The 23,345-nt window shown below is 58.8% G+C and carries 24 protein-coding genes; 13 read left to right on the top strand and 11 right to left on the bottom strand.

Annotation, left to right across the window (positions count from 1 at the left end; translation table 11 throughout):
• Positions 1-5: 5 nt before the first annotated feature.
• Entirely contained in the window at positions 6-932 is a 927-nt protein-coding gene (locus DQN55_RS07060) for a 4-hydroxyproline epimerase (RefSeq protein WP_048382407.1), read from the bottom strand.
• Positions 933-986: 54 nt separating this feature from the next.
• On the bottom strand, positions 987-2,633 hold the full coding sequence (locus DQN55_RS07065) for an APC family permease (protein ID WP_048382408.1): 1,647 nt from the start codon (positions 2,631-2,633) through the stop codon (positions 987-989).
• Positions 2,634-2,988: 355 nt separating this feature from the next.
• On the opposite strand from DQN55_RS07065, the gene DQN55_RS07070 reads away from it, so the two are divergent.
• The gene (locus DQN55_RS07070) at positions 2,989-3,762 is read left to right on the top strand and encodes an AraC family transcriptional regulator (RefSeq protein ID WP_048382610.1); all 774 of its coding nucleotides are present in this window, start codon (positions 2,989-2,991) and stop codon (positions 3,760-3,762) included.
• A gap of 16 nt (positions 3,763-3,778) precedes the next feature.
• On the opposite strand, the gene greB is transcribed toward DQN55_RS07070, so the two are convergent.
• From greB to DQN55_RS07085, 3 genes are read right to left on the bottom strand one after another with little or no spacing between them, the layout of a single operon-like run.
• On the bottom strand, positions 3,779-4,276 hold the full coding sequence (gene greB / locus DQN55_RS07075; RefSeq protein WP_048382409.1) for a transcription elongation factor GreB: 498 nt from the start codon (positions 4,274-4,276) through the stop codon (positions 3,779-3,781).
• Between the two features lie 34 nt (positions 4,277-4,310).
• A complete protein-coding gene (locus DQN55_RS07080) occupies positions 4,311-6,815 on the bottom strand; it encodes an ABC transporter permease (RefSeq protein WP_048382410.1) in 2,505 nt (834 codons plus the stop codon).
• Positions 6,815-7,498 (bottom strand): ABC transporter ATP-binding protein, encoded by a 684-nt coding sequence (locus DQN55_RS07085; RefSeq protein WP_048382411.1) that lies wholly within the window; start codon positions 7,496-7,498, stop codon positions 6,815-6,817. The genes DQN55_RS07080 and DQN55_RS07085 overlap by 1 nt, the downstream gene beginning before the upstream one ends.
• Before the next feature lie 10 nt (positions 7,499-7,508).
• Between DQN55_RS07085 and DQN55_RS07090 the strand changes: the two genes are divergently transcribed.
• The 3 genes from DQN55_RS07090 (at position 7,509) to DQN55_RS07100 (ending at position 9,576) form a co-directional block, all read left to right on the top strand.
• Positions 7,509-8,114, top strand: a complete 606-nt coding sequence (locus tag DQN55_RS07090; protein ID WP_048382412.1) for an arylesterase — start codon at positions 7,509-7,511, stop codon at positions 8,112-8,114.
• A 58-nt stretch (positions 8,115-8,172) separates the two neighbouring features.
• Complete coding sequence (locus DQN55_RS07095; RefSeq protein ID WP_003446817.1) at positions 8,173-8,466, top strand: hypothetical protein; 294 nt, start codon at positions 8,173-8,175, stop codon at positions 8,464-8,466.
• A gap of 96 nt (positions 8,467-8,562) precedes the next feature.
• Positions 8,563-9,576, top strand: a complete 1,014-nt coding sequence (locus DQN55_RS07100) for a L,D-transpeptidase family protein (protein ID WP_048382413.1) — start codon at positions 8,563-8,565, stop codon at positions 9,574-9,576.
• Between the two features lie 126 nt (positions 9,577-9,702).
• Here DQN55_RS07100 and oprI read toward each other — a convergent pair whose 3' ends face one another.
• Entirely contained in the window at positions 9,703-9,954 is a 252-nt protein-coding gene (gene oprI / locus DQN55_RS07105) for an outer membrane lipoprotei OprI (RefSeq protein ID WP_003172710.1), read from the bottom strand.
• Between the two features lie 453 nt (positions 9,955-10,407).
• Here oprI and DQN55_RS07110 point away from each other — a divergent pair, with 453 nt between their 5' ends.
• A complete protein-coding gene (locus DQN55_RS07110; RefSeq protein ID WP_048382414.1) occupies positions 10,408-10,689 on the top strand; it encodes a GNAT family N-acetyltransferase in 282 nt (93 codons plus the stop codon).
• An 86-nt stretch (positions 10,690-10,775) separates the two neighbouring features.
• Here DQN55_RS07110 and DQN55_RS07115 read toward each other — a convergent pair whose 3' ends face one another.
• Positions 10,776-11,852 carry a 3-deoxy-7-phosphoheptulonate synthase gene (locus DQN55_RS07115; protein ID WP_048382611.1) on the bottom strand — a complete coding sequence of 359 codons (1,077 nt, stop codon included), beginning with the start codon at positions 11,850-11,852 and terminating at the stop codon, positions 10,776-10,778.
• Positions 11,853-11,983: 131 nt separating this feature from the next.
• On the bottom strand, positions 11,984-12,430 hold the full coding sequence (locus DQN55_RS07120) for a PilZ domain-containing protein (RefSeq protein ID WP_048382415.1): 447 nt from the start codon (positions 12,428-12,430) through the stop codon (positions 11,984-11,986).
• A gap of 58 nt (positions 12,431-12,488) precedes the next feature.
• Here DQN55_RS07120 and DQN55_RS07125 point away from each other — a divergent pair, with 58 nt between their 5' ends.
• The 4 genes from DQN55_RS07125 to cysB all read left to right on the top strand — a co-directional run bounded on the left by DQN55_RS07125 (position 12,489) and on the right by cysB (position 15,454).
• Positions 12,489-12,815, top strand: coding sequence for a YbbN family protein (locus DQN55_RS07125; protein WP_048382416.1), 327 nt, complete (start codon positions 12,489-12,491; stop codon positions 12,813-12,815).
• A 38-nt stretch (positions 12,816-12,853) separates the two neighbouring features.
• Complete coding sequence (locus DQN55_RS07130; protein WP_048382417.1) at positions 12,854-13,771, top strand: 5'-nucleotidase; 918 nt, start codon at positions 12,854-12,856, stop codon at positions 13,769-13,771.
• 94 nt (positions 13,772-13,865) lie between these two features.
• Positions 13,866-14,366: a universal stress protein gene (locus tag DQN55_RS07135; protein ID WP_048382418.1), complete on the top strand. Its 501-nt coding sequence runs from the start codon at positions 13,866-13,868 to the stop codon at positions 14,364-14,366.
• Between the two features lie 113 nt (positions 14,367-14,479).
• Entirely contained in the window at positions 14,480-15,454 is a 975-nt protein-coding gene (cysB, locus tag DQN55_RS07140) for an HTH-type transcriptional regulator CysB (protein ID WP_048382419.1), read from the top strand.
• A 55-nt stretch (positions 15,455-15,509) separates the two neighbouring features.
• Here the strand turns inward: cysB and DQN55_RS07145 are convergent, their stop codons facing one another.
• Positions 15,510-16,646 carry a catalase family protein gene (locus DQN55_RS07145; protein WP_048382420.1) on the bottom strand — a complete coding sequence of 379 codons (1,137 nt, stop codon included), beginning with the start codon at positions 16,644-16,646 and terminating at the stop codon, positions 15,510-15,512.
• 43 nt (positions 16,647-16,689) lie between these two features.
• On the bottom strand, positions 16,690-18,504 hold the full coding sequence (locus tag DQN55_RS07150) for a di-heme-cytochrome C peroxidase (protein ID WP_048382421.1): 1,815 nt from the start codon (positions 18,502-18,504) through the stop codon (positions 16,690-16,692).
• 267 nt (positions 18,505-18,771) lie between these two features.
• On the opposite strand from DQN55_RS07150, the gene DQN55_RS07155 reads away from it, so the two are divergent.
• From DQN55_RS07155 to DQN55_RS07170, 4 genes are all read left to right on the top strand, one after another.
• A complete protein-coding gene (locus tag DQN55_RS07155) occupies positions 18,772-19,494 on the top strand; it encodes an FKBP-type peptidyl-prolyl cis-trans isomerase (protein WP_048382422.1) in 723 nt (240 codons plus the stop codon).
• A gap of 426 nt (positions 19,495-19,920) precedes the next feature.
• On the top strand, positions 19,921-20,271 hold the full coding sequence (locus tag DQN55_RS07160; RefSeq protein WP_048382423.1) for a helix-turn-helix domain-containing protein: 351 nt from the start codon (positions 19,921-19,923) through the stop codon (positions 20,269-20,271).
• Positions 20,268-20,636, top strand: a complete 369-nt coding sequence (locus DQN55_RS07165; RefSeq protein ID WP_048382424.1) for a hypothetical protein — start codon at positions 20,268-20,270, stop codon at positions 20,634-20,636. The genes DQN55_RS07160 and DQN55_RS07165 overlap by 4 nt, the downstream gene beginning before the upstream one ends.
• The gene (locus DQN55_RS07170; protein ID WP_048382425.1) at positions 20,636-21,091 is read left to right on the top strand and encodes a tetratricopeptide repeat protein; all 456 of its coding nucleotides are present in this window, start codon (positions 20,636-20,638) and stop codon (positions 21,089-21,091) included. Before DQN55_RS07165 ends, DQN55_RS07170 begins: the two co-directional genes overlap by 1 nt.
• Positions 21,092-21,205: 114 nt before the next feature.
• On the opposite strand, the gene DQN55_RS07175 is transcribed toward DQN55_RS07170, so the two are convergent.
• Complete coding sequence (locus DQN55_RS07175; RefSeq protein WP_172601022.1) at positions 21,206-23,287, bottom strand: carboxy terminal-processing peptidase; 2,082 nt, start codon at positions 23,285-23,287, stop codon at positions 21,206-21,208.
• Positions 23,288-23,345 lie beyond the last annotated feature (58 nt).

Raw genomic sequence — 23,345 nt, forward strand, 5'->3', positions numbered from 1 at the left:
GCTGCTCAAATGCCCCACGCGAAGGGATCCTGTTCATCGATCAGCAGCGTGCTGTCGGCGGTCATGTAGGCGCGTCCGGTAATGAATGGGCGGATGCGTTCCCCCTCCCATTGGTAGCTGCCTTCGAACTGGCTCGCGGTGATGCTGGCCTGAATCCACGGCTCACCGGCCGCCAGTTTTCCATCCGCCGCCAGGCACGCCAGCTTGGCGCTGGTGCCGGTGCCGCAGGGCGAACGGTCGTAGGCTTTGCCTGGGCACATGACAAAGTTGCGGCTGTCGGCCACGTCGTCGTCGGCAAACAGTTCCACATGGTCGATCAAGGCGCCGTCTTCACCGTGAATGCCTTGGGCTTCCAGCGCCTTGAGCATTGCCCAGGTGTATTCGGTCAGAGCTTCGACGTTGTCCATGTGCACGACCTGGCCGTGATCGCTCACCAGAAAGAACCAATTGCCGCCCCAGGCGATGTCGCCATACACGCGGCCATGCCCCGGGACATCCACCGGCACCTGCTGGCGGTAGCGATAGGCGAGCACGTTGCACAGGGTGACGGTGCCGTCTTCATGTAGCGTGGCGCTGACCGGGCCCACCGGTGTGTCGATCTTGTGCACGCCCGGGCTGATATGACCCAGGTGGTGCAGCGATGCGACCAGGCCGATGGTGCCGTGCCCGCACATGCCCAGGTAGCCGGTGTTGTTGAAGAAGATCACACCGCAGGTGGCATCCGCCGAGACCGGTTCACAGTAGAGCGCGCCGACCAGCACATCATTGCCGCGGGGCTCCAGCAGGCAGGCCCGGCGCCATTGATCATGGTGGTCGCGCAGGGCGTCGCGCTTCTCGGCCATGGTCTGGCCGGACAAGGGCGGGAAGCCATCCATTACCAGGCGAGTCGGTTCGCCGCCGGTGTGGGAATCAATGACATGTACTCGTTTCATAAATCTATCCATTAGAAGAGCGCCAAGACGTGAAAAGGCAGTGCTGCCGGAATCTCATGACGACGCCTGGCGGTATGCGGCCGCAGGGCGCTGACCTGAAGCAGGGCTGGCGGGAGCGGGCTCGGCCTCGCTTTCATCGTCGTCCTGCTCCAGGCGGACAAGGTGCGCCGGCACACCGGTGGCAGCGCCCCAGTAATAGATAGCCATCGCGAAGGTCGCCACGATCAGGGTGTCGAAGGGGTGGCTGAGGATGCCCAGGCCGCCGAAGCTGCCGAGTTTTGAGAGCACGATGGTGGTGATGTAGAAGCCGATCAGCCAGGCGGACGACCGCACTTGCTGGCTCAGGCTCAGGTGCCCGGTAGGTACATAGCGCCCACACAGCAGGTACACGACGAACATCAGAATCTGCAGGCCGAGCAGCCAGGACACGGTGTTCCAGCCTGACCAGTAGACAATCAGCGACGCGATGATGAAGGACAGCGGGCCCAGCACACTCATCCACTTGACCCGGAAAGGGCGCGGCATGTCAGGTGCATTGCGGCGCAGTGCGGCCACGGACACGGGAGCAACGGCGTAGCTCAGGACCAGTGCGGCGGAGACAACGTTGATCAGCGCTTCCCAGGACGGGAACGGCAAGGTCCAGAACACCGAGAGGGCAAAGGTCAGCCACAGTGCAGGGCGTGGAATACCGGACTTTTCATCGATCCGGGTAAAGATCTTGAAGAATGTGCCGGTTTGCGCCCAGCCATAGATCACCCGGGGAGTGGCGTTCATGTAGATGTTGCCGCAACCGCTGGGGGAGATCACCGCATCAGCCACCACAAGATAAGCTAGCCAGCCCACGCCCAGTGCCAGGGCGATGTCGCGGTAAGGCAGTGCCAGTTCTTTGGTTACACCGGCCCAGCCGTTGGCCAGCATTTCGACGGGTACGCTGCCGATAAAAGCGATCTGCAACAACACATAGATAGCGGTGGAGAGCAGTACGGACAGGATCAACGCAATGGGAATCGTCCGTTGCGGGTTCTTGACCTCGCTGGCCACCGAGATGATGGGTGTCAGGCCGAGATAGGCAAAGATGATGCCGCCGGCGGAAACGGCCATTTCGACACCCGACAGGCCAAAGGGAGCAAAGCCCTGAGAGTGGAGGTTGTCCGGTTTGAAGAAGGTAAACAGCACACCGATAACCAGCAGCGGGACGATGAACTTGAACACGCTGACCAGGTTGTTGGCCGTGGCAAAGGTCTTCACGCTGCGGTAGTTGAGCATGAAGAACAGGCACAGCAGGGCAAATTGCAGCAGCCAGCCAAGGATTGTCGGATTGCTTGAACCGGCCTTGGTCAATTCGGGGAACCAGGCCGCGGCATATTGGCGAGCCGCGACCACTTCGATCGCCACCAGGCTGGAAAAAGCGATCAGCGTGATGAAGCCCATCAAGTAACCGAGTAGCGGGCCGTGGGAGTACACCGGATAGCGAACTACGCCCCCGGCTCGGGGCAACGCGGCGCCGAGTTCACAGTAAACAATGCCCAGTAGCAACACGGAAAAGCCGCCCAGCAACCAGGAGAAAATTCCCGCGGGCCCGGCGATGGCCGAAACGTGACTGGCTGCAAACAGCCAGCCTGAACCGAAGATGGCCCCCAGACCGATAAAGGTGAGGTCCATCAGTGAGAGCTGTTTTTTGAATTTGCCTTTGCCTGACATTGGGTCGCCTTCTTGTGAGTTATTGGATAGGCAGGTGTGATGTCACTTGGAAGCGCCAGCCTCGAAATACCGAAGATGGCGATGCGGCCAATCAGCCGCGTTTTTATTAAAAATCGGTTCTAATGCCGGCCTGTCCTGATCGCCGGCAACCGTTGTTCTTCACATCCCCAGGACAGGTAATCGTCGTTTCCTTGTGTCCGGGGTGATATTCGTTTGTCATGTCGCCTGCGGTTTTAGCTCAGCGTTCAATGGCTATAGAGTGAACCGCCGAGCAGGCACGCGATTGATGTTTTCTGCAGGTGCTGATGACGAAATCAGCATATTTTCACCATCCGGACAGCGGGGAATGATGTTCATGACGCAGAGCGCTTTTGCGATCCTGTGCCAGGGCGACGACATGAATCGTCCTGAAACCCTTGAGGAATTACTGAGGGGAGTGGCGCTGCTGTTACCAATGCTGGATGTGATTCCGAATGCGGCGATCTTTATCAAGGATGTCCAAGCACGGTATGTCCTGGCCAATCGCACCCTGGTGCAGCGCTGTGGCTTGAAGCATCTGCAGCCGTTGCTGGGCAAGACCAGTGCGCAGGTGTTTCCGGAACAGTTGGGGCCTGGCTACACCGAACAGGACCGGCGTGTTCTGGAGCAAGGCTGGGTACTGGAGGATCAGTTGGAGTTGCACCTGTATGGCAGCCGGGAACCCGGATGGTGCCTGACCCACAAGCGGCCGCTGTATAACCGTGAAGGTGAAATCATCGGCCTGGCCGGCATTTCGGTCGACCTGCAGTCGGCCAGCGACACACACCCGGCCTACCAGCGACTGGCAGCTGTCGACGAACATATTCGTGCGCATTTCAATCGACGGATCACGCTGGGGGAGCTGACGCGGATCGCCGGGATCTCGGTAGCCCAGCTTGAGCGGTACTGCAAGCGGGTGTTCCATCTGACACCGCGTCAGATGATCCAGAAGGTTCGCCTCGAGCATGCGCATCGCCTGCTGCACACTGACATTCCGATTACCGAAGTGGCACTGCAATGCGGTTATACCGACCACAGTGCCTTCACTCGTCAGTTCAAGGCATTGACCGGCTTTACTCCGCGCCTGTACCGGCAGGCAACGGCGCAGTGAGCAGCCTGCTCACGGTCTAGAGGTATTCAATCGCGACGATGTACACCCACTGTTCTCCGGTGGGTGTTTGCACCCGGACTTCAGCATCCAGTGATTTGCCGATCAGCGCCCGCGCCAGAGGCGAGTCGATACTGATCAGGCCCAGTTTGAGGTCCAGCTCGTCGGGGCCGACGATGCGGTAGCGGGACTGCTTGCCGTCCTCGTCTTCAATGGTGACCCAGGCGCCAAAGTAGACCTTGTTCGGGTCGCTGGGCTTTTCGCTGACTACCTTGAGGCTTTCAAGGCGTTTGGTCAGGAAGCGTACGCGGCTGTCGATCTCGCGCAGCATCTTCTTGCCGTAGGTGTATTCGGCATTTTCCGAACGGTCGCCCTGAGCGGCTGCCTCGCTGACAGACTGGGTGACTTTGGGCCTGCGCACGTGCCACAGCTCGTGCAGCTCGGCGCGCATCCGCGCTTCACCTTCAGGGGTGATCAGCGCGGTGCCGGCAGGGCGGGGAGGGCGATAGCGGCTCATGGGCAATCCGTTTGCAGGAAAGGGCGCGAGTCTATCAGCCCTCGCGCAACACTGTCAGCGGGCTGGCATTGAGTGCCCTGCGAGTGCCGAATACGCCTGCGCCGCCGACCATCAAGGCGCCGATGACAGGCAGCAGCAGTAACCACGGATGTGGATGCCAGGGCAGGTCGAAGGCGAAACGATAGAGCACCAGGCTGACCAGTTCGGCGCCCAGTGCGGCGAGCAAGCCGCTGGTGGCGCCGAGCAAGCCGAACTCGATGCGCCGTGCCTTGATCAGCAGTTGTCGCTCGGCCCCCAGCGCACGCAGCAACGCACCCTGGCGGATACGTTCGTCAAGGGTGGATTGCAAACCGGAAAACAGCACCGCCATCCCCGCGGCCAATACAAACAGCAGCACATATTCAACCGCCATGGTCACTTGCGCGAGGATGCTGCGCAGCTGTGCCAGCAAGGCTTCGATGGGCAGGATGGTGACGGCCGGGAAGCTGCGCGACAGTTCGATGATCTGCGGGTCGTGCCCCGGTGCCAGATAGAAGCTGGTGAGGTAGGTGGCGGGCAGGTCCTGCAACGTACCGGGCTGGAAGATCATGAAGAAGTTCGGCTGGAAGTTGTCCCAGTTGATGCTGCGCAAACTGGTGACCCGGGCTTCGCGGTTGACCCCGGCGACCGTAAACATCAGGTGGTCGCCCAGCTTCAGCTTCAGGCTCTCGGCGACCTTGGCTTCAACCGATACTCCGGGTACTGCGCCGGCGGGCGGCTGGGTCCACCAGCTACCTGCAGTCAACGCGTTGCCTGCAGGCAGGTTGGCGGCCCAGGTCAGGCTCAGGTCGCGCTGGATGGCTTTGTCGCCGCTGGAGTCCTTGCTGACGATGTCTTGCACCGGCTGGCCGTTGATGCTGATCAGGCGCCCCGGTACCACGGGGTACAACGGCGCAGCCTGAGCTTGCAGTTCATGCAGGCGGGCACCGAAGGCATCTTTGTCGGCCGGCAGGATATTCAGGGCGAAATAGTTCGGGGCGTTTTCCGGCAGTTGGTTTTGCCAGGTGTCGAGCAGTTCGCCGCGCAGCAGGGCGATCAGGGCCATCGATAGCAGAATCAGGCCGAAAGCGAGGGCCTGGCCTGCCGCTGCCAACGGGTGACGCAGCAATTGCCCCAGCCCCAGGCGCCAGGGCAATGAAGCGCGTGCCAGCAGGCGACGCAGGCTTTGCAGACCCAGCAGCAAGAGACCACCGAGTACCAGCGCGGCCACTACGCCACCGCCGAGCAGGGCAAAAGTCAGCACCAGGTCAAGGCTCATGCGCCACATGATCAGCCCGAGTGCCAGTAGCGCGGCACCGTAAACGGCCCAGGTGCCGGCCGGGACGGGCAGCATGTCGCGGCGCAACACACGCAGTGGCGGTACGCGGCCCAGTGCGGCCAGCGGTGGCAAGGCAAAGCCGGCCAATGCCACCAGCCCGGTGCCAATGCCGGCAATGGCGGGCATCAGGCCACCGCCGGGGACGTTGGCCGGCAGCAGGTCGTGCAGCAAGGCGAACAGCCCCAGTTGCGCCAGCCAGCCGAGCGCCGCTCCGACGAGGCTGGCCAGCAGTCCGAGGATTGTGAGTTGCAGGGTAAACAGCAGCAGGGTTTCGCGACGGGACAAACCCAGGCAACGCAACAGGGCGCTGGCATCGAAGCGTCGGTTGGCGAAGCGGGTGGCAGACAAGGCCACGGCAACACCGGACAACAGCACTGCCACCAGGCTGGCCATATTCAGATAACGCTCGGCCTTGCCCAGCGCGCCGCCGATTTGTTGATTGCCATCACGGCCATCCAGCAGGCGCTGGTTAGGTTCGAGGCCGGCCTCGATCACCTGGTGATACGACGCCAGCGCGGGGGGGGTACCGCGCCACAGCTCGCGGAATGTCACCCGGCTTCCGGGCTGCACGATGCCGGTGGCCGCCAGGTCTTCAAGGTTGATCAGGACCCGTGGGGTCAGGCTGTACAGATTTCCGGCGCGGTCGGGTTCGTAGGTGAGGACCCGGGTAATGCGCACGGTTTTGGAACCGACATCGATCTCATCACCGATCTTCAGGTCCAACGCCGTCAACAGACGGGACTCGGCCCATGCCTCTCCGGGTTTTGGCCCGCCGCCCGACTGTTCTTCAGCATAAGGTCGGGCCGCGCTTTTAAGCTCGCCGCGCAACGGATAAGCCTCATCGGCGGCCTTGATACTGGACAGCTGAATGCCGGTGTCGGTCGCGATCACACTGGAGAACTCGACCACTCGGGCATGTTCGAGCCCCAGTTCTTTGCCGACCCTGATTTGCTCGTCGCGCGCCGGAGAGCTGCCATCGAGCACCAGATCGGCGCCTAGAAACTCGGTGGCGCGCAGCAGCATTGCGTCGTTGAGGCGAGCGCCGAAATAACCGATGGCGGTGCTGGCGGCCACCGCCACCAGCAGCGCAAAGAACAGTACGCGCAGTTCACCGGCGCGGGCATCGCGCAGCAGTTGGCGTACGGCCAGGCTAAACAGGCGCGACAGCGGCAAGCGTGCCATCAAGGCTCCAGGGGGCCGACCAGATGGCCGGCTTCAAGGCGGATCAGGCGTCGGCAACGATGGGCCAGGCGCTCGTCGTGGGTAACCAGTACCAGTGTGGTACCGCTTTCCTTGTTCAGCTCGAAGAGCAAGTCGGTGATGCGTTCGCCGGTGTGGCTGTCGAGGTTGCCGGTGGGCTCATCGGCAAACAGCACATCCGGATTGGCCGCAAACGCCCGAGCAATGGCGACCCGCTGTTGCTCGCCTCCCGACAACTGGCGGGGCGAATGACTCAGGCGCTGGCCCAGGCCGACCCGTTCCAGCAAGTGCCGGGCGTGCTCGCGGGCATCTTTGCGGCCTTCGAGTTCCAGAGGCAACATGACGTTTTCCAGTGCGTTGAGGCTGTCGAGAAGCTGGAACGACTGGAACACAAAGCCGACGTGTTCGGCCCGTACCCGTGCTCGCTGGTCTTCGTCGAGGGTGCTCAAGGCGCGCCCGGCCAGGATCACTTCACCCTGGCTTGGCAGGTCGAGGCCGGCCAGCAATCCCAGCAGGGTCGACTTGCCGGAACCGGAAGCACCGACGATGGCCAGGCTGTCGCCCTTGTTCAGCTCGAGGCTCAACGGGTGGAGGATGGTCAAAGCGCCTTCCGTGCTGGAGACCACTTTGCTAAGGTTCTGCGCGGTGAGAATACTTTCGCCCATGGAGAATCCAATGCGTGTGTGGTTTTTAAGTGCTGCTCTGGCCCTGATGTGCATGGCGCAAAATGCAACGGCGGGAACAATCCTGATTGTCGGCGATAGTATCAGCGCGGCTTTCGGCCTGGATACCCGTCTTGGGTGGGTGTCATTGCTGGAGCAGCGGCTCGTGCAGCAGGGATACGACGATAAAGTGGTCAATGCGTCGGTCAGCGGTGATACCAGCGCAGGAGGCCTGGCGCGTTTACCCGCGCTGCTTGCAGCGCATAAACCCGAGGTGGTGATCCTCGAGTTGGGCGGCAATGATGGCCTGCGTGGCCAGCAGCCCGCTCAATTGAAACAGAATCTTGCAAGCATGATTGAAGCGTCGCAAAAGGCCGGTGCCAAAGTCCTGCTGCTGGGGATGCAACTGCCACCCAATTATGGTGCGCGGTATACCCGGGCCTTTGCCGAGGTTTACAGCCAACTGGGCAGCGAAAAGAACGTGGCACTGGTGCCGTTTTTGCTTGAGGGCGTAGGTGGGCATCCTGAGCTGATGCAGGCTGATGGCGTGCATCCGGCTGTCGGTGCCCAGGGCAAACTGCTGGATAATGTGTGGCCAGCGTTAAAACCCCTGCTTTGATGCTTTTCTAGTTGCAGTGTTTCGGCTAAGGTGGCGCCCCCCCGATTTGGAGCCCCCGATGTCGCGTCCTGCCTGGTCTTTATACGCCTATCAACTGATCGAGCCCGATGAGCAGCTCGATTTGTTCGCCTGCCAGGAGGTTCGGGTACATTTGGTGACGCGTCAATTGGAGCTGGGAGGCACGATCGATCGCACCTTGTGCGGTTCGTTGTTGCCCGCGCAGCCGCGTTGGTCGGATGTCACGCGCAAAGTTTTCCAGGATCATCGGTTGTGTCCGCTGTGCCGGGCGATTATCGAATCGCAGCGCCGTGGAACCGAGCCGATCTGGCCGGAACTGCGCTTTGAATTATGATGCAATTGATCTGACGCTTTAGCGCCTCCCGGTGCCTGTGGGCGAGGTGTACACTCGCTCTTTTATCCCCCGTTGATTATGCGAAGGATGTTCCGGATGTTGCCGCGCCTACCTGCCGTCACCCGCTACCTGTCAGTTGCCGCACTGTGTGTTGCGGGTCCCGTTGCTGCGCTTGAATTTCCGCTGCCGCCGCCTGGTGAGGATGTCGTCGGCCAGGTGCAGGTGATCAAGGCTCAATACGAAGACTCATTCGCTGATCTGGGTGAAACGTACGAGTTGGGGTACTCGGAAATGGTCGCGGCCAACCCGGGGGTAGACGCCTGGCTGCCGGTGAAGACCAAGGGTGAAGAGGCCGACGTGGTGTTGCCGACCCAGTTTGTCCTGCCGCCGGGCAAACGCGAAGGGATCGTGATCAACCTCGCCGAGTACCGCCTGTACTACTATCCGAAAGGCCGGGATGTGGTCTACACATTCCCGCTGGGCATTGGCCGTGAAGGCTGGGGTTCGCCTGTAGGGACTACCCGGATCGCCGCCAAGACCCCTAATCCGACCTGGACGCCTCCGGCTTCGATCAAGGCCGAACACGCTATGAATGGTGATCCGCTGCCCAACGTCGTGCCCGCGGGGCCGGACAACCCGCTGGGGCCTTTCAAGTTCACCCTGGGGATGCCGGGTTATCTGATCCACGGCTCGAATGCGAAATTTGGAATCGGTACAGGGACCAGTCATGGCTGCTTCCGCATGTTCAACAAGAACGTACTGGAAATGGCAGACATGGTGCCGGTCGGTACGCCGGTCAGAATCATTAATGAGCCGTACAAGCTCGGCGTGAGCGGTGGCAAGGTTTACCTTGAGCTTCATCAGCCGTTGAATGTCAGCGACGGCTCTCTGGTTGCCAAAGGTGCGCCGTCGGAAGCTTCCGACGAAGAAGTGGCAGAAAGATATGCCGCGGTGGTCAATAAGGTGTTGAATCGCCCCGATCTGAAGATGAATATTCAGATCGACCGGGACAAGGCATTGGCGGTTGTTCGTGCGGAGACTGGAGTGCCCACCGAAGTGGGGGTCGACACCACCATAACATCCGGAGAGTCGCTGGACTACGTGCAGTAAGCATGGACTAAAAAAACCGCCGCGGTTAATACCCGCGGCGGTTTTTTATTGCCTGCCGACTGAGTGACGGGCAATAAAAAAGCCGCCCCATAAATGGGGCGGCTTGGTAACAATCCCGAAGGACTATTACTTGCGGCTTGCTTTTTCAAGCATGCGCAGAGCGCGCTCGTTTGCTTCATCAGCAGTCTGCTGTGCTTTTTGAGCAGCAGCCAGAGCTTCATCAGCTTTACGGTAGGCTTCGTCAGCACGAGCCTGGGAGCGAGCTGCTGCGTCTTCAGTTGCAGTCAGACGGGCTTCAGTTTCTTTAGATACGCTGCTGCAACCGGTAGCCAGAACTGCGGCCAATGCCAGAGCAGAGAATTTCAGAACGTTGTTCATCGTGTTCCCCTTCAAGGACTTTCTAATTGAAGCTGCTCCTTCAACGTGAGGATACAGCCGGCGTACATAGTACCCATTACTTGTAGTAAGTAAACTGACCGAGCGCAAGAACCAAAAAAAATAATTGGCAACCAATATAGATGGGCTAAATTTATCTGATTGTGCTTGAAAAATAGTCAGTCCGGAGTTGCTGAAGAAGACGTGCCCGATACGTTAGTACGTGACTTTATGTGTGCGCGTACGTCATAGGCTCAACCTTCCGGAAAATGTTCAGGGTTACTCTCATGTTGTCTGCCTGATGAGATGGTTGAGCAGATGTTTCTGCGCACGACCTCGACGCCATGACCGTATGCGATTGAGCATTTGTTTTGCGAGCGTTCCCCTAGTGGTTCCCTCGGCGGAAAAACATCAGTAATGTAGGGGTCACGGTTCAAGACCCGCTAAGGAGCAATGATGAGCGAGGCGTTGTCCATCCACCATGACCAGGCAGGTCACCAGTTTGAGACCACTGTCGACGGTCATCGTGCTTACCTGACCTATATGGATCTGGGCAAACAGACGCTGGATATCTATCGTACGTTTGTGCCCAATGCCTTGCGCGGTCGCGGTGTCGCGGCGGCATTGACCGAGGCTGCACTCAAGTACGCGGAAGACATGGGGTATTCGGTTATCCCGTCATGTTCTTATGTCGAACGCTACATGGAGCGCCATCAGCTCAAGATGGCCAAGCTCTGAGCACACTGCGCTCCCTGAGAACAGGCAATAAAAAACGCCAGCGACTAGTTTAAGGTCGCTGGCGTTTTTGCTTTCAGTGGACGCTGTTAGCCGCGTTCACGTGCCGGCAGTACATCCTTGAGTTTGGCATGCATGCTGCGCAGGGTATTTTCAGTGCTGGCCCAATCGATACAGGCATCAGTGATTGAAACACCGTACTGCAAGTCTTCGAGGTTCTTCGGGATTGCCTGACAGCCCCAGTTCAGATGACTTTCGACCATCAGGCCGATAATCGACTGGTTGCCCTCAAGGATCTGGTTGGCCACGTTCTCCATTACCAGCGGTTGCAGGGCCGGGTCTTTGTTGGAGTTGGCGTGGCTGCAGTCCACCATGATGTTCGGGCTGATTTTCGACTTGTTCAGTGCTTGCTCGCAGAGAGCCACGCTGACGGAGTCGTAGTTCGGCTTGCCATTGCCGCCACGCAGTACCACGTGACCGTAAGCGTTGCCCTTGGTGGTGACGATCGACACGCCACCTTCCTGGTTGATACCCAGGAAACGGTGCGGGCTGGACACGGATTGCAGGGCATTGATGGCAACGGTCAGGCCGCCATCCGTGCCGTTTTTGAAGCCCACGGCCGAAGACAGGCCCGACGCCATCTCGCGATGAGTCTGGGATTCGGTGGTGCGTGCGCCAATGGCTGACCAACTGATGAGGTCCTGCAGGTACTGCGGGGAAATCGGATCAAGGGCTTCGGTTGCGGTTGGCAAACCCATTTCAGCCAGATCCAGCAGCAGTTTGCGACCGATGTGCAAGCCGTCTTCGATCTTGAACGAGTCATCCAGGTACGGGTCGTTGATCAGCCCTTTCCAGCCCACGGTGGTACGTGGTTTTTCGAAATAGACGCGCATGACCAGATACAGGGTATCGCTGACTTCTGCAGCGAGCACCTTGAGGCGCTCGGCGTATTCGTGAGCCGCCTTGATATCGTGGATCGAGCAAGGCCCGATGACAACGAACAGTCGATGGTCCTTGCCATCCAGGATGTTGCGAATCACCTCGCGTCCCTTGGTTACCGTCTGCAGCGCGGCTTCACTAAGAGGCATCTCGCGCTTGAGTTGTGCAGGTGTAATCAGGGTTTCGTTGGAGGCAACGTTTAGGTCGTCGATCGGTAAATCAGCCATCGTGTTACTCGTCAGGTCACGGGTGCCGGCCGCCAGCGATCCCCGAGCGGCGGAGCACAGCATGATTGAGCGCACCGGGGAGCCGAACCTTAACGCGTTATCCCGTTATTCGACAATGGGCAGGCGCAGCTTTAATCCAGCAATGGCAGCGCGAGCTTGCGGTCCATAGTGGCCCGTGAGAACTCCGGGGCGTGATGGCTGACCCATTCGATGGCCAGGGTATTCATGCTTTCGGGCGTCAGGTTGAGCTGTTGCTGGAGCCGGTAATAGTGTTCGATCTGGCATACCTGTTCACCCATCCGCGCACCAAAAAGGGTTTGTTCATCGGTAAAGGCCACCCCGATGCGATACCCCTCGGGGGTTTTCTCGCACCAGGCAACATACCCGGGGTAATGCGCACTCGCACCCAGGGTAGGCATGCGCATCTCCACAGCGACGCCACGTCGCCAGCGTCTATCACTATTGCATGACACGCCGCCGAGGCTGATAGAGTGCAACTTGCGGCGTGAAAGGGATGGTTGGTTGCGGGGTGTTATCTCAACAGGAACATCATCTGGGTGAGGTAAGAAACGACCCATGAACGCACACTCCAAGTGCTAGCGCTTCGATATTGTTTTCCTGAGTATAGTGAGCGAAATGGAACTGACTGATTTTGATGCCGATCAGCGTTTGCTGGCGCTGCCCGGTACCTCGCTGGTGGTCTTCACCAGCGATGGGTGTTCGGGGTGCCGGACGGCGCGCAGGCTGTTGCCCGGTATGCAGTTGCCCATCGATCAACTGTGCTGGATTGACGCGGGGAACAACGGCGGGCTGGTCGAGCGCTACGGCATCTTCCATTTGCCAAGCCTGTTCGTCGTGCGGGACGGGGCATTCCACGGCGAGTTGAAATCGCGCCTGAGCGAGGGCGAGCTGGCGCACCACATTCGGCTTGCCTTGATGCTTGAGCCTGACGAACTCCCTTGAACCGGCGTTGCATACCCATCCCATCCTGCGGAGGCAACATGAGTAAAGGCTTGAACGGCAAGCTGGTACTGGCCATCTCTTCCCGGGCGTTATTCGATTTGAGTGACAGCCATCAGGTGTACATGGTGCAAGGAATCGAGGCTTACCGCCAATATCAGATCGAACATGAAGATGAGGTGCTCGAGCCAGGCGATGCATTCGCCCTGGTCAGAAAACTCCTCAGCATCAATGCCAGCCTCGGGCGTGAGCGGGTCGAGGTGGTGCTGGTCTCGCGCAACAGCGCTGACACGGGCCTGCGCGTATTCAACTCCATACAACATTACGATCTGGCCATCTCCCGGGCGGCTTTTTCCGGTGGGCGCAACCCGCACCCGTATCTCAACGCATTTGGTTGTGACCTGTTTCTGTCGACCCACGCTGAAGATGTCCGCAGCGCACTGGATGCGGGCTTTGCCGCCGCGACGATTCTCTCGGGGGGAGCGCGGCGTGCGGAAAACAACGAGCTGCGCATTGCCTTTGACGGGGATGCCGTGCTGTTTTCTGATGAGTCCGAGCGGGTGTACCAGTCTGGAGGGCTTGAGGCGTTTCAGTCGCTGGAGCGCACGTCAGCGCACAGTCCATTGCGCGGCGGGCCATTCAAGGGGTTTCTCGAAGCCCTGAACCTGCTGCAGCGCGAATTCCCCGACGAGACGTGCCCGATTCGCACGGCGCTGGTGACCGCACGCTCCGCGCCCGCCCATGAGCGGGTGATTCGCACGCTGCGTGACTGGGATATCCGTCTGGATGAATCGTTGTTTCTCGGCGGGCTCGACAAGTCGGCATTCCTGGAGGCTTTTGCGGCCGATGTGTTTTTCGATGACCAGACCGGTCATTGCGAAAGGGCCCGTCAGGTGGTTGCCACCGGTCATGTTCCCCACGGGATCAGCAACGAGCGGCCTGATCGGATACCCGAGTAGCCCCAGCGGGTAAGTCATCGCGCGGGCAATACCGATTGTCATGGCGCTGCTAAGCTCATTTGATCTCGGCCATTCAGGCAGTCGAGGAGGTCGTATGATTCGCTCGATACTGTTCGCCACTGACCTCGGGATTTACGCACCGGTTGTGATGCAGCATGCCCTCGGGCTGGCTCGCAGTTTTAGTGCAGATTTGCATGTGGTCCACGTCGTAGAACCCATGGGGTTGTTCGCCGAGTCGGTGTTGCAAAGCTATCTCGATGAGCAGGCCTTCAGCGAACTGCACCGTCAGGGCATGGCGACCATGCTCTCAAATATCGAACAGCGGGTGCTGGAGAGTCTGCGCGATGAACTGGCAGAGGGGCAGCAGGATCTGGCCCTGATTCGCTCGGTCAAGGTTATTCAGGGGGAGCCGGCACACGTCATTCTGAGGCAGTCACGCAAGTTGTCGGTTGACCTGCTGATCCTCGGCAGCCACGGTCAGCCAACGGGCAGTATCAGCCATTTGGGGCGCACGGCTGCCCGGGTTATCGACCTGGCGCAGGTTCCGGTGTATCTGGTGCCGCTTATGCAGCGTCGTCACCGTGCCGACAGGTGAGGTCAGTGAACGGCGGGAATGATAAAAAAGTTCTAGATTTATTCTTCTTACCTTCCATATAGTTATATATCGCCGCCGATACCCTTGGCGTCTAACTGCTTTGAGGGATGCATATGAAGCTTCAACAATTGCGCTACATCTGGGAAGTGGCGCACCACGACCTCAACGTTTCGGCTACTGCGCAGAGCCTTTACACCTCACAGCCGGGTATCAGCAAACAGATCCGCCTGCTCGAGGACGAACTGGGCGTCGAAGTTTTTGCCCGCAGCGGCAAGCATCTGACCCGCGTAACGCCCGCCGGTGAGCGGATCATCACCACCGCTGGCGAAATCCTGCGCAAGGTCGAAAGCATCAAGCAGATCGCGCAAGAATTCTCCAACGAGAAAAAAGGCACTTTGTCGATCGCCACCACGCACACTCAGGCGCGCTATGCCTTGCCACCGGTGATCAGCAACTTCATCAAGCAATACCCGGATGTCGCGCTGCACATGCATCAAGGTTCGCCGATGCAAATCGCCGAGATGGCGGCAGACGGCACTGTTGACTTTGCCATTGCCACTGAAGCTCTGGAATTGTTCGGCGATCTGGTGATGATGCCGTGCTATCGCTGGAATCGCTGCGTGGTCGTGCCCCAGGGTCACCCTCTGACCAAACTGCCGAAGCTGACCCTTGAAGCGCTGGCCGAATACCCGATCGTGACTTACGTATTCGGCTTTACCGGCCGCTCCAAGCTGGACGAAGCCTTCAGCCATCGTGGCCTGACGCCTAAAGTGGTGTTTACCGCCGCCGATGCCGACGTGATCAAAACCTATGTGCGCTTGGGCCTGGGGGTTGGCATCGTGGCCAAAATGGCCGTTGATACCAAGCTCGACAGTGACCTCGTGGTACTGGATGCCAGCGAGCTGTTTGAATCCAGCATCACCAAGATCGGTTTCCGTCGTGGCACCTTCTTGCGGGGATTCATGTGTGACTTTATTGAGAAGTTCGCCCCGCACCTGACCCGTGAAGTCATGGCCAAGGCGATCGCCTGCCACAACAAGCAAGAGCTCGAAGACCTGTTCGAAGGTGTCGAGCTGCCGGTTCACTGATCAGCCAACCATCCCCCTGCAGGAGCGAGCCCGCTCGCTCCTGCAGGGGCGGGCCTTATTGCTCTGCGTTACGGGTGTGACGGTATTGGCTTACCGCGTCGTACACCGCCTTGCGCAGACGATTGATGCCACCAATGGGTTGATGGGCTTCAAGACCGTGCCAAGGGCTGAATGACAGGTTGTCACATCTCAGATTCTGGCCGGGCGTATCAAAATCCTGCGCTGGCACTTCAATTCGGGCCACGGTCTCGAAAGGCGAATCCGACTCCTGCCATTCAATGCTGGTGTCTTCAATTGGCATGTAGCGATTGGCATTCTGGCGCTGGATCTGCAGCACAAAACACGCGGGCACCCGATCGGTCGACAATTGCTGATTCAAGGCGCTGCGCAAGAAGTTGGGCAGGGCCTGATTTTGCTCGGGCAGTGTGTAGGCTGGGCAGCTGTCAGGGTCGGGGGCTACGCGAAACTTTGCATTCGCAGTGCCGAACTTGTAAGGCGATACCGAAAAGTAGGTGGTTTGTGTCGGGCTGGCCGGCGCCGGTGCCAAGGTGGCCAGTGCGATAAACAAATGGCGGACTTGCCAGGTGCGCGGGTCCCATGACGGGAAGAACGCCATGACTTTTTTACCCTCGGCCTGTGCCGCGATGTTCTGACGGTACTCGGCTACATCACTGACGAAGAAGTTGGGATGGTTGAACATCACAAAGTCCTGTTCGGCCCGATCGTGCTGACTGGCCAGTAGCTGAGTCCCCGGTACATCCTGCAACTTGATCGCCATGCCGCGGGCATCGCGAATACTGTCGAACTGCGGGTAGGCATTGCCATTGGACAGGCGCATCACCGCTTGCCAGGTTTTACCCGGTTCGCTGAATACACCCTGGCGCAACTCCGGGTCGAGGTCATCCAGCACCCGGACCTGCGCGTTGACGCAGCCATGCGCCTTGGCGTGGGCATCGCGCAGATAGCGAGTGTTTTCGCGATGCTGGTCGACGATGCGGATGGCCGTCTGCAGGGTGTCCTGGGTCATGCCGGCTTCATCGGCCGGGATCTCTTCCTGAGTCGAGACCGGGCCGCGATGCTGCCAGGCGTACCAGCCGCTGGCCATGCCCCAGGCCAGCAACCCCAGGCCGATCAGGATCAACAGTGACTTGCCCAGCCAGGAGCCGAGGCGAAGCCAGAAAGTGCTCAACATGCAAATATCCTTTTAGCAAAGTCGTGGGTGTGTTCAGGTCGCTTCATGGGGTCGGTAGCTGCTGTTCGAGAGGGCCGCCCAAGACTTTCAGGTATTCGAGCAAGGCCCAGCGTTCTTCGGGTTGCAGCAGGCGACCAATGACGCCGTTGCCCCGTGGGCCGGCACGGAATTCATGACCGCTGTTGTGATTGCCGCTGACGCGCGTGTCGAGGACAAACCCGCCGTCAAAGGCTTCCGTGCGATAGCCCAGGTGGCGCGGGTCATATTCAAAGCTGCCGCGATAGAACGTGATGTCCCGTTCCGACTGAGGTGAGAGCAGTTGATAAATCGTGGGCACTGAGCCGTTGTGCAGGAACGGTGCGGTGGCCCAGATCCCGTCGAGAGGTCGCGCCTTGTAGGCACGCAACTCCATGACACCAATCGGTAAGCCATAACCATTAAGGCGTGCCCGTTCTTCAGGGCTGACCCCGGCCTGGCGGTAAGCATGATCTTCGACGAAGGCGGTTACATAGGCCAGGCCTTTGGCCACCGACAGATTGCTCATGTCCAGCGGCGCTTCGGGCGTCGGTGACAAGGTCACATCGAGCTGCGACAGCTCAGCCGGGTCCCATTGCAGGGCGCTGAGGTCATAGCGATTGTCGGCGATGTTATTCGCGGTATTGGGATCCGTGCCGATCACGTCGACAGGCAACATGCGCAACTGCTTGACCATGCGCCCGTTCTCTTCAACTTCAGGCGGTACGTGGCAGGCAGCACAGTTCTCGGCGAAAAGCGCCCGGCCTTTGGCGGCCAGTGGCTTGTCGATTGTGCCAAACAGGGTTTCAGGCCAGGTCGGGGGCTTGAGTTTTTGCAGGGTTTGCTCGATCAGATACAAATCGTGCACTCGCACGCTGGACGGGTAGCGGGCATCGCCTTGCAGGGGCTGGCCATTGCTGTCGAAAAAGTTCAGGGTCGCACCGACCCCGAGGGCTTCTCCGACGTTGCGCGCCATGGGTTGCTTGGCTGAGCCGTTCCACTGCACCCAGTCGAACGTCCACATATCCCACAAATGCGGGTAGTCCACCGGCGCGTCAGCCACACGGTAGTTGTCGGGTGAAATGGCATCGCCAAAGCTGGCGTTGGCAATCCGGCCAAATGCGTCGGTACGGCCCGGCCCTTCCAGGGTCGGATAGAGACCGCGATGGGTGTCGTTCCACGCCACGGCCAGAAAGTTGTCCAGAGACGCCTTGAAGTCCGTACGGAGCTGTTTGTGCTGCTCGTCATAGCGCTCGCCCAGCACGGTGCGGGCAAAACGCTCGAATTTCCATGGGTTGTAATAGGTGGCTGCGAGACTCGCGACCAGTGCCTGGCCAAAACTGCCACCGCGCAAGGTCGGGACGCTGGAGGGCAGCACATGCTGTGCCGGGGCACCGTCGATTCGCAAAGCCTGGCCTTTATAGCGCAATTCGCCTGTGTGACAGGCCGCGCAAGTGATGTCCAGGTACTGTGTGTCACTGCCCGGGTTCTGATGGCGGGTGAACCCTACGGGCAAATTGGCCGGATTGGCAGGGCTGGCCTGTTGCGCGGGATCAACTAAAAAGCCAAAGCGCGCCAAGTACTCCGGTGCAGCGAAACGCTGTTGCGAAAAAGGCAGTTCAAGCGCGCTGAACCAGTCGTAATGCAGGCCTTTGACCTGCGTGCCCTGGGGCGTGAAGTAATAAGTCTGGCGATCGGCAGGGCTCCACTGATCCAGGTAATGCAACTTCTGCGGGGGGGTATAGGCGGGCAATTTTGGGTTGGCGGTGAAGTAAATCACCAGGCCAAGCACGACGGCCAATGCCACAACCAGCACCAGCAACAAACGGTAAAACAGACGCACAGTAACTCTCCTTGTAAGAATTTTTACAGTCTTATGCCTTAGCTACCGCCCAGCATCAAGTCGGTATAAGTTTCTACAGTGAGAAGAGGGCGGGGTTTGACAGGTTCTCAGAAGTGTTAGCAATAGTTGCGGTAGTTATGAATTGTGTTTGCGGTATGAACTTATCAGCCGTTTGCCCCTCTCATGCCTGTAGCCATTGGTCGCGGCCGCCTGATAAGCTCGCGGCTTTATTCGATTGCCCATTTGGCGCATGAACAAGGAAAAAGCATGAAACAGCATCGGTTGGCGGCAGCTGTGGCCCTGGTAAGCCTGGTACTGGCGGGTTGTGATTCGCAGACCAGCGTAGAGCTGAAAACACCGGCACAAAAAGCCTCTTATGGCATCGGCCTGAACATGGGCAAGAGCCTTGCCCAAGAAGGCATGGATGATCTGGATTCCAAGGCAGTAGCCCAAGGCATCGAAGATGCTGTTGGCAAGAAAGAGCAGAAGCTCAAGGACGAAGAACTGATTGAGGCGTTCGCAGCCCTGCAAAAACGTGCAGAAGAGCGTCTGACCAAAATGAGCGAAGAAGCCTCTACTGCAGGCAAAAAATTCCTCGAAGAAAACAGCAAGAAAGCAGGTGTAGTGACCACTGCTTCCGGCTTGCAATACGAAGTGATCAAAAAAGCCGACGGTCCGCAGCCTAAGGCCACTGACGTTGTGACTGTCCACTACGAAGGCAAGCTGATCGACGGCAAGGTTTTTGACAGCTCGGTTGAGCGCGGCAGCCCGATTGATCTGCCGGTAAGCGGTGTGATTCCGGGCTGGGTTGAAGGCCTGCAACTGATGCACGTAGGCGAGAAGTACAAGCTGTACATTCCAAGCGAGCTGGCTTACGGCGCGCAAAGCCCAAGCCCTGCAATCCCGGCCAACTCGGTGCTGGTGTTCGATCTGGAACTGCTGGGTATCAAAGACCCTGCAAAATCCGAGCAAGGCGACGCTGCCAAATAAGCGAAATCTTGTACGCCCAGCGCCCCGTTTCGACGGGGCGTTGTTGTTTTTGCAGGGCCCGTTTCTGCGTTTATCGCGGGCATGGGCCTGCGTCGATTTGTTCCATGCTCGGGTCGGGGTAGTGGCTACTGACCTTCAAGTCAATGAATTTATGGGTTTTTTTATGTGTGTAAAAAATGCCCGATTTGACTGAAGCCCTTATGGGGCGGGCCTTTCAGCCATGAAAATCTGCTCTGTTCACAAGGTTATCCACAATTTGTGTGGATAACATTTACCGTTCGGGGCATCGAACCTGGCTGTTTTTCTCCATTTTCCATAAAGACTGCGCTGTAGATTAAAAACCCCCGAGACCTTAGCTACTGTTAGGGTTAAGCTTCTAAGGAAAGTTCTGACTCGATTTGTCTATCAGTCTGACGGGGTTTAACAATGGATCTTCAAATCATCAAGCGTAATGGTGAACCCGAATACGCGGTTCTCTCATGGGAAAGCTATCAAGTACTGCTCAAGGCAGCAGGTCTGAGCGATCAGGCAGCGCCCGGTGCAGCCCCGCCCAGCGATATACCTTCCCCTGCGCCTGAACCGACGCTGCCCGGGCTCGATCAATTGCGTGGATTGCGCGAGCGCAAGGGCCTGGCTCTTGAAGCGCTGGCACGTACTGTAGGCATTAGCCCTTCTTATCTTGGAATGATAGAAACCGGTGAGCGTCTGCCTGACCTCGCCATTCGTCGTAGCCTGGCGTGGGAGCTGGGTGTTGCAGGCTGGAGGGAAGCATCATGAATGTACGTATCAGTCGTCAACACTGGGATGGGTTGCTGGCTGAGCTCGAACAAGCGCGACGACAGCGTCACTTGCTGACCTATCGTGCGTTGCTGGAACGATTGCAATTGCCCAGTCCGGCAATGCTCACGCTGACGGCAGCTCTTGAGCATCTGGCCGGTATGGATGCCAAGGCTGATCAGCCGTTGCGCAGTTCCTTGGTGATCAGCCAGGGCGCGAGCCGGTTGCCGCGTACCGGTTTTTTCGAGTGTGCAGAAAAACTGGGGCGTTTCTCAGGCCCCTCCGATGGGGTGGCGGCAGCCTCGTGGCATGCTTCTGAGGTGGTGCGAGTATTTGAGTTCGTTTACGAACACGAAGAAGCCTGATGTTGCTGCGGTTTAGGGCGCGTCTTGGCTATTGGCTGGCGCGCCGGTTGTTTCACCAGTCCTGGTGCGTCCGGCAGCCGCGTATCTGGCAGTGGATGGAGGGCCAGTTTGCACGCATGGCCAATCTGGGGGACATTCGCGCCCAAAGCTTCTATGGGCACATCCTGGCCTTTCGCGGCCAGGGTTTGGGCGCACGCGAGGAGGGCGTGCGCTTATTGCGTCTGGCGGCACTGGGAGGCGATGGCAAGGCGGCCTACCAGGTGGGGGTTTTCAGTCTGGCAGGTACGCCCTCTAAAGCACCGGATGCTGCCGAGGCTGTGCGCTGGTGGACGATAGCGGCCAAGGCCGGGCATCCTTTGGCGGCGTCGCGGCTGGTGGCGCTATATGAGCAGGGCGGTCCGGGCGTGCTTGCCGATCCGGAGCTGGCGCAGCGTTACCGGTCCGGGATGCGTTAGTCGTCACTCATTCGCCAATAAAAAAGGGCGGTCCGCTTGTGCGGCCCGCCCTTTTTGCATCGTTCCCTTGATGCTGAGCGGCTGGCACACAGGTGCCCCCGCAGCTTTGGCTCCTTACTGCTTGGCCACTTGAGTGTTGAGCTTCAGGTAGTCCAGCAGAACCCGCCCGGTTTCACTCAGGTAGGCATCGTCTTCCGGCTTGGTCTTTTCAGGCTCGACCGGCAAGGCGTCCTCGTCTTCTTTCTTCATTTCCTTGAGCGGTGCTTCGCCTTTGGCCTGGCGTCGGATGTTCTCCATGGTCAGTTGCTTGGCATCGATGTCGGCATGCTGGGCGCGACGCTCGGCCTCATTCAGGCTGACCGTCTTCTCGTTCATCAACTTCTCGGCCAGGGCCAGTTTGTCGCGAATAAACGTGAACTCGGCATCCTTGGCCACCCGCGCTTCATGTTCAGCTTTAAGCTGGGCAATGAATGGCTTGAAGGGATCGACCGCCGGCTTGATGGCCGGGCGAATGGTGTCCCATGGCATCGCTTCAGGCAGTGCGCTTTCACCGATTTCCTTGGTGTCGATGATCGACGGGAACGCAAGGTCAGGCAGCACGCCCTGATGCTGGGTGCTCTGACCGGATACCCGGTAGAACTTGGCCAGTGTCAGTTTAAGCTCGCCATGGTTCAGCGGCTGGATGGTCTGCACGGTGCCTTTACCGAAAGTCTGGCCGCCGACAATAAGAGCTCGATGGTAGTCCTGCATGGCGCCGGCGAAAATTTCCGAGGCCGAGGCTGACAGGCGATTGACCAGCAACGCCATCGGGCCTTTGTAGAATGCCCCCGGGTTTTCGTCTTCCAGTACGTCGACTTTACCGTCAGCGTTACGCACGAGCACCGTAGGGCCCTTGTCGATAAACAGGCTGGTCAGCTCGGTGGCTTCCTGCAACGAGCCGCCGCCATTGTTGCGCAGGTCGATAATCACACCATCGACTTTTTCCTTCTGCAACTCGGTCAGCAGTTTCTTGACGTCGCGGGTCGTGCTCTTGTAGTTCGGGTCGCCAGCACGGTAGGCCTTGAAGTCCAGGTAGAACGCCGGGATTTCAATTACGCCCAACTTGTAGTTCTTGCCATCTTGCTTGAGGTTCAGGATCGATTTTTTCGCGGCCTGCTCTTCGAGCTTCACCGCTTCACGGGTGATGGAGACTACCTTGCTGGTCTGGTCGTTCGGAGCGTTGCTCGCCGGAATCACTTCCAGGCGCACGACCGAGCCTTTGGGGCCACGAATCAGCTTCACCACTTCATCAAGGCGCCAACCGATCACGTCGACCATTTCCTTGTCGCCCTGGGCTACACCGATGATCTTGTCAGCCGGTGCGACCTGCTTGGTTTTGTCGGCCGGGCCGGCAGGCACCAGCCGCACCACTTTCACCTGGTCGTTATCGCTCTGCAGCACGGCGCCGATGCCTTCCAGCGACAGGCTCATGTTGATGTCGAAGTTCTCCGCATTATCTGGCGACAGATAGTTCGTGTGCGGGTCATAGGACATGGCGAACGTGTTGATGTACGCCTGGAAGATGTCTTCGCTGCGTGTCTGGTCGAGGCGTGATAGTTGATTCTTGTAGCGCTTGGTCAGCAACTCCTGAATCTTCGCCGGCTCTTTGCCCGCGATCTTCAGGCGCAGGACTTCGTCCTTGATGCGTTTGCGCCACAGGTCATTGAGTTCGGCTTCGCTGGTCAGCCACGGCGCATCCTTGCGGTCGATCTGCAAGGTTTCCTTGGCCGTGAAGTCGAACGAGTCGATACCCTTGTTCAGTTCGGCCAGGGTGAACTCCAGGCGCGATTTGACTCGGTCCAGGTAGCGTTTGTAGATCGTGAAGCCTGGATTGAGATCGCCGCTTTTGAGGAAGTCGTCAAATTGGGTTTTCCATTTGTCGAATTCGGCAATATCGCTGGCCAGGAAGTAACTGCGCGACGGATCGAGCAGCTTCAGGTAGCTGTCATAGATGATCGCAGAGCGGGTGTCATCCAGTGGCGGCTTGCTGTAATGATGGCGCTTGAGCAGCTCAACGACGTTAAGACTGGCAATCACCTCATCACGATCGGGCTGAAGGTTATCCCAACTGTTAGCGGCGAACGTATTGGCTGAAAACGGCAAAACGCCGAGGCCAATGAAGAGGGCAAGTGCGGTGCTAGGGAATAAATGCTTCATGCTGATTCGACGCGGGGGCAATTGATAACGCATATTAGGCCGTCTTTGAAGTCGCCGG

The sequence above is a fragment of the Pseudomonas taetrolens genome (genome assembly GCF_900475285.1).
Lineage (GTDB): Bacteria > Pseudomonadota > Gammaproteobacteria > Pseudomonadales > Pseudomonadaceae > Aquipseudomonas > Aquipseudomonas taetrolens.

What these genes read in the sequence shown, in the direction of transcription:
- DQN55_RS07130 (WP_048382417.1), top strand. Translation starts at nt 12,854, where the DNA reads ATGAGTAAAGGCTTGAACGGCAAGCTGGTACTGGCCATCTCTTCCCGG.
- DQN55_RS07135 (WP_048382418.1), top strand. Translation starts at nt 13,866, where the DNA reads ATGATTCGCTCGATACTGTTCGCCACTGACCTCGGGATTTACGCACCG.
- greB (WP_048382409.1), bottom strand. Translation starts at nt 4,276, where the DNA reads ATGAGCCGCTATCGCCCTCCCCGCCCTGCCGGCACCGCGCTGATCACC.
- DQN55_RS07115 (WP_048382611.1), bottom strand. Translation starts at nt 11,852, where the DNA reads ATGGCTGATTTACCGATCGACGACCTAAACGTTGCCTCCAACGAAACC.
- cysB (WP_048382419.1), top strand. Translation starts at nt 14,480, where the DNA reads ATGAAGCTTCAACAATTGCGCTACATCTGGGAAGTGGCGCACCACGAC.
- DQN55_RS07170 (WP_048382425.1), top strand. Translation starts at nt 20,636, where the DNA reads ATGTTGCTGCGGTTTAGGGCGCGTCTTGGCTATTGGCTGGCGCGCCGG.
- DQN55_RS07090 (WP_048382412.1), top strand. Translation starts at nt 7,509, where the DNA reads ATGCGTGTGTGGTTTTTAAGTGCTGCTCTGGCCCTGATGTGCATGGCG.
- DQN55_RS07070 (WP_048382610.1), top strand. Translation starts at nt 2,989, where the DNA reads ATGACGCAGAGCGCTTTTGCGATCCTGTGCCAGGGCGACGACATGAAT.
- oprI (WP_003172710.1), bottom strand. Translation starts at nt 9,954, where the DNA reads ATGAACAACGTTCTGAAATTCTCTGCTCTGGCATTGGCCGCAGTTCTG.
- DQN55_RS07155 (WP_048382422.1), top strand. Translation starts at nt 18,772, where the DNA reads ATGAAACAGCATCGGTTGGCGGCAGCTGTGGCCCTGGTAAGCCTGGTA.
- DQN55_RS07160 (WP_048382423.1), top strand. Translation starts at nt 19,921, where the DNA reads ATGGATCTTCAAATCATCAAGCGTAATGGTGAACCCGAATACGCGGTT.
- DQN55_RS07110 (WP_048382414.1), top strand. Translation starts at nt 10,408, where the DNA reads ATGAGCGAGGCGTTGTCCATCCACCATGACCAGGCAGGTCACCAGTTT.
- DQN55_RS07125 (WP_048382416.1), top strand. Translation starts at nt 12,489, where the DNA reads ATGGAACTGACTGATTTTGATGCCGATCAGCGTTTGCTGGCGCTGCCC.
- DQN55_RS07095 (WP_003446817.1), top strand. Translation starts at nt 8,173, where the DNA reads ATGTCGCGTCCTGCCTGGTCTTTATACGCCTATCAACTGATCGAGCCC.
- DQN55_RS07175 (WP_172601022.1), bottom strand. Translation starts at nt 23,287, where the DNA reads ATGAAGCATTTATTCCCTAGCACCGCACTTGCCCTCTTCATTGGCCTC.
- DQN55_RS07065 (WP_048382408.1), bottom strand. Translation starts at nt 2,633, where the DNA reads ATGTCAGGCAAAGGCAAATTCAAAAAACAGCTCTCACTGATGGACCTC.
- DQN55_RS07100 (WP_048382413.1), top strand. Translation starts at nt 8,563, where the DNA reads ATGTTGCCGCGCCTACCTGCCGTCACCCGCTACCTGTCAGTTGCCGCA.
- DQN55_RS07085 (WP_048382411.1), bottom strand. Translation starts at nt 7,498, where the DNA reads ATGGGCGAAAGTATTCTCACCGCGCAGAACCTTAGCAAAGTGGTCTCC.
- DQN55_RS07080 (WP_048382410.1), bottom strand. Translation starts at nt 6,815, where the DNA reads ATGGCACGCTTGCCGCTGTCGCGCCTGTTTAGCCTGGCCGTACGCCAA.
- DQN55_RS07120 (WP_048382415.1), bottom strand. Translation starts at nt 12,430, where the DNA reads ATGGGTCGTTTCTTACCTCACCCAGATGATGTTCCTGTTGAGATAACA.
- DQN55_RS07145 (WP_048382420.1), bottom strand. Translation starts at nt 16,646, where the DNA reads ATGTTGAGCACTTTCTGGCTTCGCCTCGGCTCCTGGCTGGGCAAGTCA.
- DQN55_RS07060 (WP_048382407.1), bottom strand. Translation starts at nt 932, where the DNA reads ATGAAACGAGTACATGTCATTGATTCCCACACCGGCGGCGAACCGACT.
- DQN55_RS07165 (WP_048382424.1), top strand. Translation starts at nt 20,268, where the DNA reads ATGAATGTACGTATCAGTCGTCAACACTGGGATGGGTTGCTGGCTGAG.